General features: G+C 39.3%; 11 protein-coding genes. 3 read left to right on the top strand and 8 right to left on the bottom strand.

Annotation, left to right across the window (positions count from 1 at the left end; all coding sequences use genetic code 11):
• Positions 1-19 precede the first annotated feature (19 nt).
• The 3 genes from H5S41_RS10030 to H5S41_RS10020 all read right to left on the bottom strand — a co-directional run bounded on the left by H5S41_RS10030 (position 20) and on the right by H5S41_RS10020 (position 3296).
• Positions 20-988 (bottom strand): IS30 family transposase, encoded by a 969-nt coding sequence (locus tag H5S41_RS10030; protein ID WP_085720378.1) that lies wholly within the window; start codon positions 986-988, stop codon positions 20-22.
• Between the two features lie 185 nt (positions 989-1173).
• Positions 1174-2559: an APC family permease gene (locus tag H5S41_RS10025; RefSeq protein WP_182603197.1), complete on the bottom strand. Its 1386-nt coding sequence runs from the start codon at positions 2557-2559 to the stop codon at positions 1174-1176.
• 5 nt (positions 2560-2564) lie between these two features.
• Complete coding sequence (locus tag H5S41_RS10020) at positions 2565-3296, bottom strand: gamma-glutamyl-gamma-aminobutyrate hydrolase family protein (protein ID WP_182603196.1); 732 nt, start codon at positions 3294-3296, stop codon at positions 2565-2567.
• 139 nt (positions 3297-3435) lie between these two features.
• Here H5S41_RS10020 and H5S41_RS10015 point away from each other — a divergent pair, with 139 nt between their 5' ends.
• Complete coding sequence (locus H5S41_RS10015) at positions 3436-3822, top strand: hypothetical protein (protein ID WP_182603195.1); 387 nt, start codon at positions 3436-3438, stop codon at positions 3820-3822.
• Between the two features lie 30 nt (positions 3823-3852).
• Here H5S41_RS10015 and pyrR read toward each other — a convergent pair whose 3' ends face one another.
• Both pyrR and H5S41_RS10005 read right to left on the bottom strand, forming a co-directional pair.
• Positions 3853-4389: a bifunctional pyr operon transcriptional regulator/uracil phosphoribosyltransferase PyrR gene (gene pyrR / locus H5S41_RS10010; RefSeq protein ID WP_153709484.1), complete on the bottom strand. Its 537-nt coding sequence runs from the start codon at positions 4387-4389 to the stop codon at positions 3853-3855.
• A gap of 239 nt (positions 4390-4628) precedes the next feature.
• Positions 4629-5927, bottom strand: a complete 1299-nt coding sequence (locus H5S41_RS10005; protein ID WP_153709483.1) for an adenylosuccinate synthase — start codon at positions 5925-5927, stop codon at positions 4629-4631.
• Between the two features lie 197 nt (positions 5928-6124).
• On the opposite strand from H5S41_RS10005, the gene H5S41_RS10000 reads away from it, so the two are divergent.
• Entirely contained in the window at positions 6125-7099 is a 975-nt protein-coding gene (locus tag H5S41_RS10000) for a GMP reductase (protein ID WP_182603194.1), read from the top strand.
• 103 nt (positions 7100-7202) lie between these two features.
• On the opposite strand, the gene H5S41_RS09995 is transcribed toward H5S41_RS10000, so the two are convergent.
• Both H5S41_RS09995 and H5S41_RS09990 read right to left on the bottom strand, forming a co-directional pair.
• Complete coding sequence (locus H5S41_RS09995) at positions 7203-8108, bottom strand: Rpn family recombination-promoting nuclease/putative transposase (protein WP_231833079.1); 906 nt, start codon at positions 8106-8108, stop codon at positions 7203-7205.
• 136 nt (positions 8109-8244) lie between these two features.
• Positions 8245-9594, bottom strand: a complete 1350-nt coding sequence (locus tag H5S41_RS09990; protein WP_163704922.1) for an FAD-dependent oxidoreductase — start codon at positions 9592-9594, stop codon at positions 8245-8247.
• A 267-nt stretch (positions 9595-9861) separates the two neighbouring features.
• Here H5S41_RS09990 and H5S41_RS09985 point away from each other — a divergent pair, with 267 nt between their 5' ends.
• The gene (locus tag H5S41_RS09985; protein WP_182603193.1) at positions 9862-10359 is read left to right on the top strand and encodes an ECF transporter S component; all 498 of its coding nucleotides are present in this window, start codon (positions 9862-9864) and stop codon (positions 10357-10359) included.
• A 46-nt stretch (positions 10360-10405) separates the two neighbouring features.
• Here H5S41_RS09985 and H5S41_RS09980 read toward each other — a convergent pair whose 3' ends face one another.
• On the bottom strand, positions 10406-12193 hold the full coding sequence (locus H5S41_RS09980; RefSeq protein ID WP_182603192.1) for a glycerophosphodiester phosphodiesterase: 1788 nt from the start codon (positions 12191-12193) through the stop codon (positions 10406-10408).
• Position 12194 lies beyond the last annotated feature (1 nt).

Here is a 12194-nt window from a genome sequence, read left to right as displayed (position 1 = left end):
CCCGAAATGTCAATTTAAATTAGAAAAATGTTGAAAGCTGTTCATCTGTGACGTGACTTAGGAATACTTCAAGTGGTGTGCGGTAGTGAAGTGACTTCCGTGGAATAGTATTTCGTTTGTGCATCAGCTGGGTGATTAGTTCATCTGGTAAATTACGGAAGTCTAATCGTTTACTGAGACCGTCACGACGTAAGATACCATTATTGTTTTCATTCAGGCCGCGTTGATTGGGCGCTCCAACCTCCGCAAAATAAGTATGAAGATCATGTTTATTGGCAATCTCACGCCAGCCCGCGAATTCCTTACCATTATCAAAGGTAATCGACTTAACGAAATGACGAGGTATTTTAGAAAGCCATTTATCCAAGTGATAGTTAACTGCTTCATCAGTTTTACGATGAACGTTAAGCACAATCATCACCTTAGATTGACGTTCCACCAAGGTCATGACCGCACCACGATGAGCTTTTCCTTGAACAGTATCAGCTTCAAAGTGACCAAACTCGTGTTGGTAGTGAGGAAAATCATGGTATCGCTGGTAAATACTCCGACCGAGATGCCCCGCCTTACCACGTCGTTCGACATAGCCATTGGGGTGTCGCTTGCCTTTCATCGGTAATTGCTGGACGGCAAAATTGTACTGTCCACGAGCAAACATCCGATAAAGTGTCCGCATACTACAGCTAATTGTCCGTTCTGCTCGACCAATGATCGTATCAGGTGTCCAGCCCGCTTTAACCTGCTCATTGATGTAGCTGATCTCATCCTTGGCTAGCTGAGCCTGCTTACGACCACAACGCTGCTTATTCCGTTGGTAAGCCTTAAGATACTGTGCAATGGTCTTACCGCTATCAAGAAATCGATAGACTCGGTAAATAGTTTCTTGGCTTCGTTTAAGCAGTTTAGCAGCTTGATAAGCCTTCGTACCTTGGTGCCAAAAATTAGCTATGAGGGTTAGTTCACGTGTGGTAAGATGTTTATAAGTCATTTGTGATGTTCCTTTACTTTTGTTTGTGGTTATTCAAAAGTCTATCACAAATGGCTTTTTTATTTTTCTAACTTAATTTTACAAACGGCGTCTAAAAAATATGTGTTCAACGATTGTGCAGTCGTTGAACACTTTTTTTATAAAAATAGACCCTACTTTTTAATTTTGTAGAGTCTTTGTTTTATTTATTTTTCGTTTTCTGCCCGTTCACGTCGCGTTAACCAGAATAAGATCAACGGTAAAATTATAAAGCCGAAAAGCATCCCAAAAATTGCAAACCAGTTTGGCACTAATTGTCCGTCATGCCTAATACTAAATTCACTTACCCAATCATACCGAAGCAGTAAGAAGACGGTAATAACCACGGAAAGAATTGGTAAAATTACATCAGTAAAGAAATGTTTATTAGCTGGTAAAATTTCTTCCCGATTTGTTCCCCGATAGAAGCGAATAACTCCAAGCGGAATAACGATAAACTCAAAGAACCGCACCGTTGCGCTAATAACGATAATCGTTGGTAAATTATATTGGAACGCCATTGGAATCCCCATCGCCAACACTAATGTAATTACAAATGAAACCAACGGGAAATTTCGCTTCGTTCGCTGAGCAATAAATTGCGGCACCTGGTTTTCATTAGCCATTGCTTCTAATACTCGCGGTGTATGGAAAGAAGAAGCAACATTAATTCCAAACATCGAAATAATAGCACCGACAAGAATCACATCTTGTAATACTTTATTATGGAAGATTGCGACTAATGCAACAACCTGTTTTGTTGTAACCATTGCAGCAGGGTTTACCATCATCGCCACTGCAATCGTACAAATATAAACAAGCGCAATCACGAGGATCGCCAGTGGAATTGCACGGGGTAAGTTTTTCTCTGGTTCCTTCATATCTTCCGAACCGGTAGCAACTGCTTCAAATCCGGTAAAGGCATAAAATGCAGAAATCACTGCCATTACGAATCCGGACGTTGTGAATGCTGGAATTAATGGTTTACCGGTGCTGGTTGTCATGTTGTTAAGCTCATTAAAATGATTAGCCCCGGTTTTAAGCAAAACAACTACCCCCGCTACAATAATCAGGGCGAGCGCACCTAACTTACCAATCGTCGATAAATCATTAATAATCGTAAATACCCGTCTTCCCATCATGTTAATTATCATAATAATCAACATTAAGACAATAAAGCCAATGGTAATGTTCCAAAATGACTGGTTCCAGCCAAAAATGGAAAAAGTTGTCCGAATAACACCGACCGCCATTACACCCCAAGCAACTGAGGCTGAGAAGAATCGCACAACCCCCATGTAAAAGCCCATATTCTCTCCATAAGCCGCTTTAGCATACGAGTAAGCTGCCCCGCTTTTGTTAACGTATTTGGCAGCAGCAGCAAATGTAATTGCAAGAATTGATGCAAAAATTGCCGCAAAAAAATAGGCTAGTGGCGCTTTAGTTCCGACCATTGAAACAACCGATCCCGGAGTTAAGAAAATCCCCGACCCAATGATTGAATTAATCGCTAACAACACAATAGACCAAAAGCCTAGTTTTGTCTTTGTCATCCCTTTTATCCTTCTTTCGCTGACTTCTTAATTAAATCAATAAATAGTTTGTTCATTTCCGGATCGCTACGATGAAGCATTTCTGGATGCCATTGTACGCCGATCAATGAACCATCATTATTTTCAAGTGCTTCAATAACCCCATCTTTCGCGTGCGCAACAGGGTTAAGCCCCTTTCCTACCTCTTTAATTAATTGATGGTGAAAAGTGTTTACACTCAGTTCCTTTTTACCAAATAAATTTGCAAGATAGCTTTTCGGTTCTAAAATTACTGATTGCGTTTCAAGATCAGGAGTGTGACCCTGGCTATGCTTTAACGTCAATTGTTCACGATAACTAAAATCTTGGTAAAGCGAACCACCATGAGCAACATTAATTAATTGTGCACCACGACAAATTCCCAATACCGGTTTTTGTTGTTTCTCTGCTTCTCGTAGTAACAACATGTCGAAACTATCACGAGCAGGCCAGATCTCGTCAATTTTAGGTAAAGATTCTTCGCCGTAAAGACGCGGATCAATATCATGACCGCCTGACAAAATCAGACCATCAACGTTCTTAACCTGCATGACTGTTACTTCTGGGTCTTCATTAAATGGAATAATATAAGGAACCCCGTTATTTTGAATTACTGAATCAACATAATCTTCATTAACATAACTACGGTAATATCCTGGCCATGGTCCTTGTTGCTTAATAATCCGTGAGCCTGATATTCCAATAATCGGCTTTTTCATCGTTTTCTCCCCTCTCAATTTATGCATAAGTTTTATAATAACTATTTATTAAAAATAAGTAAACAAAAAGTAAGTATTTATCGGTAAGTTTTCTTATGATATACTATTCCAAAACAGATGTTCGATTAGAGGCATTCGTATGAAAAATATCATTTTTAATCCAACAAAACGCCGAGTACAAAAAATTAACCGGCGCATTGAAGAGATTTATCGTCCGCGGCAAAAACAGGCACTGATGGTTTTTACTACTAATATCGGTGATCACCCAATGTATAAAATCAGCCTTGATACATTTCCCGCACTCGGTACCGGAATATCTACCACCATGGTCAGTGAAATTGCACCCCAAGATATTACAAAAGAGCAGTATATCCTCTTACTTTATGAACTTTACCGTCATTGGGAAAAACTGCCATTTGTCTGCCGTGGCTTTACGCCTCAGCAGGTTCGCTGGTTCCGCAAAAAATTTGGCCCGCGTGTATTTAGCGAATACGCTACTGTTGACTGGTGGAGAAATATTAGATAAAAAAAGAGGCTATTCCTAAGCCCCTAATTATTAATTATGTTCAATTGTGACGTCTTCATGACCATCGTATTCCTCAACCGCAACATGGACAGTCTCATTCATCGCTGTTGGAATATTCTTCCCGACAAAATCAGGACGAATAGGCAATTCCCGATGTCCCCGGTCGACAAGGACTGCAAGTGAAATTCGATTTGGCCGCCCCATATCCATTAAAGCATCTAATGCAGCTCGAACTGTCCGCCCAGTGAATAATACGTCGTCTACTAAAATGACATGCTTATCCGTAATATCAATATCTAATTGGTCAGTTTTTACTGTCGGTTCTTGATGTGGATCTGGTACATGACGGTCATCACGATAAAGAGAAACATCAAGCGCTGCCACCGGAATTTCAACATTTTCTAATTGGTTAAGTCGCTTTGCCAAGCGCTTCGCTAAGTACACTCCCCGCGTCTTAATTCCAACAAATACCAAGTTATCGACACCTTTATTTTGTTCGATAATCTCATAAGTAATCCGGGTCAATGCACGTTGCATACTTGAGCCGTCTACAATCTCATGAGCCATCATGTCACTTCCTTAATTTAAAATCTTCTAAAATAATAAGACCCTCCGCTATTGCAGGAAGGATCCAGAAATTCACCTGAGTCTTCCCATATACCTAAGAAGCTAACGGGAACCACCATTTAAGTATTATTATTATTCTAAGGGTCAATCGCGTTGCTGTCAATCTTCCTAGTTATTGAACTCATCATTTAGATAAAAAGCTTCTAACGCTCAAAGATTCAAACGTTAGAAGCTCTTTTTTACTTATGTGCTAACTCCCATGGATCCTTAACAATAATTGTTTGAATCCGGTCAGCACCAACAGAAACTGTCGCAAGTGGTGATTCTGATAATTCACTTACCCGCTTCAAGTAGTTTTGCGCATTGATAGGCAAATCTTCAAATTGCTTAGCACCAGTGATATCTTCATCCCAACCCGGAAGTTCTTCGTAAACTGGTTCGCAACGTTCCAGTTCCTTCAAGCTAGCTGGGTAGTAATCAATTTGTTTGCCATCAAGCTTATATGAGGTACAGATCTTAACGGTCTTTAAACCAGTCAAAACATCAAGCAAGTTAAGACTAAGGCAACTAATTCCTGAAACGCGGCGGGCATGACGCATTGCTACGCTGTCAAACCAACCAACACGCCGCGGACGGCCAGTTACAGTTCCATACTCATGACCGGTTTCACGAATTTGATCACCAATTTCATCTGTTAATTCAGTTGGGAATGGACCGGCACCGACACGAGTGGAATATGCTTTACAAATCCCAACAACTGTTTCAATTTTATTAGGGCCAACACCAACACCAGTACATACCCCACCAGCGATTGGATTTGAGGCTGTTACATATGGGTATGTTCCTTGGTCAACGTCAAGCATAACCCCTTGCGCACCTTCAAAAAGGACTTTCTTATCCTGATCAAGGGCATCGTTAACAATTTGTGCTGTATCAGTAACATATTGTTTCAATTCTTGGCCGTACTCGTAATAACTTTCAAAGATATCATCAAAATTAATTGGGTCAACATGGTAAAGCTTAGTGAAAAGTTCATTTTTTTCAGCTAAATTACGTTCAAGTTTTTCTTTGAATGTATCTTTTTCAAGTAAGTCACACATCCGAATACCAACTCGTGATACCTTATCCATGTAGGTTGGGCCAATACCATTCTTCGTTGTTCCAACCTTGTGATCACCCTTTGCTTCTTCTTGGCATTTATCAAGGAGAATGTGGTATGGGAATGTAATATGGGAACGACTGGAAATACGTAAGCCTGAGATATCGATCCCGTTGTCTTGAAGATAATGCAATTCTTTTAGCAATGCAGGCGGGTTAATAACTACCCCGTTTCCAATTACTGCTAATTTATCCTTAGCAAAAATACCAGATGGAACAAGGCGTAACGCGAACTTCTTACCATCAAAGGCAATTGTATGACCGGCATTATTACCACCTTGTGAACGGACTACGACGTCTGCCTCTTGGCTCAGGTAATCAGTCATCTTACCTTTTCCTTCATCGCCCCATTGACTACCTACAATAACAACTGATGACATTTAATTTCACCTCATGGTTTAGTTTTCTAAAATTAACGTTTTTACTTCGCTATTCTACCGAATTAATCTCCCATCGTCAACCGTTTTATCGAACTATTTTTTATTAGCATCAACTAAATGTACGCTCTTTTATTGACGCACATCATATTTTAATGCATAATGATTACGGTAATTTTTGAAAAGGAGCTGCTGCCCTAATGAGAACATTTGATTATGATGATATTCAATTGGTGCCTAATAAATGTGTAATTAAGAGTCGTAAAGAGGCTGATACAAGTGTTAAGTTCGGTCCGCGCACATTTAAAATCCCTGTTGTTCCTGCTAATATGGAGAGTGTCATTGATGAGGACCTAGCTATTTGGCTTGCCCAAAATGGTTATTATTATGTCATGCACCGTTTTGAACCAGCTAAACGGGCAGCATTCATTAAGACAATGCATGATAAGGGCTTGTATGCTTCGATTTCTGTTGGAATAAAAGATAATGAATACAAATTCATTGATCAACTAAAATCCGAACAATTAACTCCAGAATATATCACGATTGATGTTGCCCATGGTCATTCTGATTTTGTAATTAAAATGATTAAATACATTAAAGAACAGCTTCCTGATACTTTTGTCACTGCAGGTAACGTTGCAACTCCTGAAGCCGTCCGTGATCTCGAGAATGCCGGCGCAGATGCAACTAAGGTCGGAGTCGGTCCTGGTAAAGCATGTATTACCAAGCTAAAGACTGGTTTTGGTACTGGAGGCTGGCAATTATCCGCAATTCGCTGGTGTGCAAAAGCTGCTCGTAAACCAATCATTGCGGATGGCGGAATTAGACATAATGGCGACATCGCTAAATCCGTTCGTTTCGGAGCCTCAATGGTCATGATCGGCTCATTGCTCGCTGGTCACTTGGAATCACCTGGTCATGTTATTAATATCGATGGGAAACAGTATAAACAATACTGGGGTTCTGCATCTGAAGTTCAAAAGGGCGCCTACCGTAACGTTGAAGGAAAACAAATGCTCGTCCCATACCGTGGTTCAATTAAAGATACTTTAACCGAAATGCAAGAAGATCTACAGTCCTCTATTTCATACTCTGGCGGTCGTGATCTCGAAGCTATTCGTAAAGTAGATTATATGATTGTGAAAGATTCAATTATGAATGGTGACTTCTAACAAATAACGACTTATATTTGCATTAATTGAGTAAATATAAGTCGTTTTTTAATATCTTATCTAACTAAAAGCAAAGTCATTGCAGCAAGCCTGCTCACCCTAGTTAATCAAAATATTTTGCTAATTCCTCATCGCTTAGGTCATAGCTATCCTTGACTCGTTGTTTTATCATGCTTTGGTTAACATTTAATTCTTGCAGGTTTTTAATGAGAGTGTTGATTCCTTTATCACGTACTCTAGCTTCCCCAATCTTTATGCCTTCTGCACGTCCTTTTTCATGACCTTTTTTAAGTCCTTCTGCTCGTCCCTCTTCAAGTCCTTCACGTCTGGCATCCATCATTAACATCTCGTACTTCATAAAGCCCTGTCTCCTTTCCGGATCTTGTTTGACCTTATCAATTTCTCTTTGAATCTGCGCTATAAACTTATCTTTATTGTCGCCTTGATCGCGCATTAAGGCAAGAAAATCTTTGATTGGTTTTTCATCATTTTTAAACTCTTTTGCTAAGGCGTTAAATACCACTATTGTTCGATTATCGCTAAACTTTAACTTATGATCACGAGTGCAACTCATCTTAAATTCATACCGTGCCCATCCGCGACCAAAATAGTCAAAATCACAAAACATAATCACGTAGGTCGGATATCTATCCAGCAATCGATAATCTGCTCCCGCACGTAACAAACTGTGGTCAACTTGTTCCTGATAATAACGCAAGCGGGCAGGAAGGTTTTTCCTGTTATTGACCTGCATCTCAATTACCACCGTATTATTCTGGTCATCTTGAACAAATACGTCAAATCGTACCCGATGCGCTGCCACTACATTAACATCTTTCTGCGTTACTAAATGCATAATCTTTCTTGCTTTTAGTTTCGGCAATGCACGGTTAATTAGTCCTAGACAAATCTCTTTATTTTCCATCACCATCCCAAACATCGGGTCACTAGTAATCGTCATTTCCTGCCACTTTTTCCGCGCATAAGCAATTAATCTTTGTCTATCCATATTATAAATTCCTTCAAGTTCGATTTTGCGAGGCCTCTATAATATATATACGTAAAAAATTTGTTTTTTCACTTTTAATAAAAAAGAACCAAGAGCAGTTACCCTTAACGGTAATCTCTTAGTTCTACGAAGGTGATTATTTACTTAGTTCAGCCTGTTTCTTAACCGCGGCCTGACCAAGAATATTTACATAGTTAAATGGACGGTCAAAATGTGGTTGGAAAAGCATGTCAACAAATGCTAAATAATCAATTGTGTGCTTATCTTGAACACATAACGAGATAATATTGGCAGATTGAGATACATCATGCTTACTCATAAATTGTCCGCCAAGAATTTGACGGGTCTTCTTATCCCAAACTAATGTCATTAATACAGGCGTCGTTGTTGGCATAAATTCTGGCCGGTAGTTATCTTCAATTGTAACGGCAGCAGCATCAAATCCTGCTTCTTTAGCATTTTCTAAAGTCAAACCAGACGAAACCATTGTCGTACCATATAAGTTTAATCCAGAGCTAGATTGAGTTCCCATATCGCGCATGGTATTGCCAAATAAGTTCGTTCCAACAATCGTTCCTTGCCGAATTGCATTGGTGGCCAATGGGATATAAGCATCTTTACCAGTTGGATTATAATGAACGGATGTTGAATCCCCAGCAGCATAAATATCTGGATCTGATGATTGCATGTATTCGTTAGTAACGATTGCCCCGTTTTCATGCATCTCAACTTTGCCTTTTAGCAAGTCAGTATTTGGACGGAACCCAACACATAGGACAGCGATATCAGCATCGTAACTTCCCTTATCGGTTTTTACAGTAACCCCGTCTTCATGATTTTCAAAACCGGTTACTCGTTGACCAAACGCAAAGTGCGCTCCATGATCAGTAAATTCTTTTTGGATCCGATCAGTATACTCATGATCAAAGTACTTATGGAGCATCCGTGGCGAGCCATCGATTAATGTGACATCCTTATTTTGGCGTGTGTAGGCTTCTACTAATTCAACACCAATATATCCTCCACCAATGACAACGATCCGTTGAGCATCTTTAGCTACATTGAATAGTTCCTTTGCATGGTGGTAGTTCTTGCAGAGATAAACGTGCGGACCATCAACACCTTCAATTGGTGGAATTACCGGCCAGGAACCAGTTGTATCAACTAATTTATCATAGTGGTCGGTCTTTGTCTCACCTGTCACAAGGTCCGTCACTGTTACCGTTTTTGTCTTGGGATCAATATCAGTAACATTATGCTGCATGTTAACTGTTGCTCCCATCTCGGCAAGTTGTGCAGGACTAGAATAGAACATTGCATCTGGGTCACCTACATCACCGCTCAAGTATACAGCAATCCCGCATGAAAGGAATGAAACATTATCATTACGTTCATAAATTGTTACTTCAGTTTCTGGATGATTTTGTAAAATCTGTGTTGCGGTGATTGTTCCCGCGTGTGTACAACCAACAATAATAACCTTCATAAAGTACACCTCATATCATGTTCTAATTTTCACAATTAATTATACATGGAATATTATTTTTATCAATATATAAAATAGGAATATTATTTATCGAAAGAAAATCAATTATCGCCTTTATTACAATGTTTAAATATTGAATTATAGTAACGTCAAGTCTTAAATAAATAATTTAGAAGATCAATAGATAAATAAGCAGCCAAAATTTTATCTGAAAAATTTTATTAATTATTGTAAAATTACTCATAACTCATAAAAAGGAGTCTTAATATGGAATCAACTTTTCGATTGCGGCGATCGATCATTGGCGCAATGCTTCTTGCACTTACAATTGTCCTAGGGCGGTTCTTTCTTTTTCCGATCCCTTGGACTCATGGTAACGTTAATTTATGCGATGCGGGAGTATTCATTGCTGCAATGCTTCTTGGTCCGGGAGCAGGAACCATTGTTGGCGGATTCGGCGGGATGTTTCTCGATCTTATTTCAGGATTCCCGCAAGATGCATTATTTTCTTTTGCAGCCCATGGTTTAGAAGGATTTATTAGCGGTTGGATATATAGGAAATACGGTGATACCGTTTGGGGTAAGTGGGTAGCAATTTTAGCCGGAACAATTATTATGATTGCCGTTTACTTCATCTGCAACACTGTCATGTACCATGTAATTACTGGTTTCTTGAGTTTAGGTTCAAACTTTATCCAAGGAATGATTGGCGGCCTCGTTGCCCTAGTGGTTATGAGACAACTCAAAAAACATAATTTAGGATAAACAAAAAGCTTCCACCATTGACTTAAAGTCAACAGCGGAAGTTTTTTTACGGCTCAATCCCACTAGTTGTCGGAAGGATAATAATATAATTTAAGATTCTATTAGCATAACTCTGCTTTTTCGTAAATTCCTTAATTGTTGCGTTTAATTCGCCAAGGTTATCCGTAATAATACCATCAACGTGATTATACATAACCTGCTTCATGATTCCCGATTCATTAACTGTCCACGCATATACTGGCTGTCGCTGCCAATGTGCTTGGGTAATAAAGTCCTGGTTCAGCGTTGAATATTCCATTGAATACCCATCGGCAGCTCCCTGCGGACTTCCAAAATTATAAGGTTGAATATACAAAACAGTTAACCGCGGATTTATTTCCTTCAGTCCTGTTACCACGCTATAATCAAGCGAATGAACTTGGTCATGGTCTCGTAAAATCCGCTTACCATAACGCGCATTAAAGTTTTGAAGCATTTGTTTTGAATCATGAGGAGTAGTTTTTATTTCGATTAGTAATTTTTGGTGATGTTTTTCCGCCACCGCTAAATACTGATCAAAGCTTGCAATTTTAGCATAATGACCGTTTTCGCGAACCGTTAAATTAGTTAATTGTTTTAACGTTAGCTCATGCGGAGTTTTATTTACACCAGCAAGTTCCTTGAGATTTTCATCATGCATTACTACAAATTGATGGTCCTTCGTTTCGTGTAGATCCATTTCGACGTAATCTGGTTTTAATTTTATCGTTTTTTCCATTGCCGGAATTGTATTTTGAACGCCATTTTCTTCGGCAACGCCCCGGTGTGAGATCGTAATCGGCCTTTTTACCCCATGACCTAGCAAGTAAAAAGTATTATTAGCAACAGTTGTCAAGCCAATCACGAGGAGCATCAAGGTAAATATTTCCAGTAAACCCCGTGATGGGTGTTCAGAAGCAGTTGCAAGTTCACTTATTCTCGTTAACGGATTAACAACTACCAGTAGAACCACTGTTCCAGCCCACACTGCGAGCAGTTCGCCCCCTAACTGCAATATCGATAAATTAAAGATCGCAGTAAAAAGGGGAAATTTCCCGGGTAATAAATCTAATCCTACTTGAAGTAGATAAATTAATACATAGAAACACATCGTAAAAGCACTAGTAATAATCGTTATAAAGGCAATTTTACCAAGAAGCGCCGCCCATCGTAAATTGCTCGTCATTTGCCAACTACGATGAATCGCTGTTCTTAAGTGAAGGTGCTGATAAGCCATTAACGGCATCGTTAAAATCAGGCGAATCCCTAGCGTGAACATTGCTACATAGAACAATAACAAGCCGCTAATTAACCATCCATTCCGCATCAAATAATCAATAATAAACTGGGGAATCTGGATCTTTGCTAATAACGGCGTGCGAAAAATAATATCCGCAAACGGAATTACTAATAGAAAATATCCCAGCAATAAAATTAATGAGCCTAGGTTCAGCAAGGACATCGCTTTACGCGTCTCTTTAAATATCTGTCGCCATTGAAAATCAGGCAATCCAATTTCACGAAAGCCAGTAAGAAGGAGCATAAATTCGCCATAAACAATAATCAGCAGGCACGCCAACTCAACGACTAGGCTAATAACAACTAGTGGATGCTTCGTTAAAATAATAATGATGTTCTGATATGAAACAAAAGGAATCTCCCCTGCTTGCAATACAAAAGTCGTTATCCACCGAAAAAATGGAATCACCGCAAACTGATTAACTAAATCAAGACCACCAAACAACATCAGGTATTCAAGCCAGTTATTTCTAAACTGACGGGAATACTGTTTAAACGCACGATAGGCATTCTTCATT

Origin of the sequence: Limosilactobacillus albertensis, from assembly GCF_014145555.1 — a bacterium.
Taxonomy (GTDB): Bacteria; Bacillota; Bacilli; order Lactobacillales; family Lactobacillaceae; genus Limosilactobacillus; species Limosilactobacillus albertensis.
The sequence above is the reverse complement of the archived record's forward strand: the minus strand, read 5'-3'. Positions and strand labels throughout refer to the sequence as shown.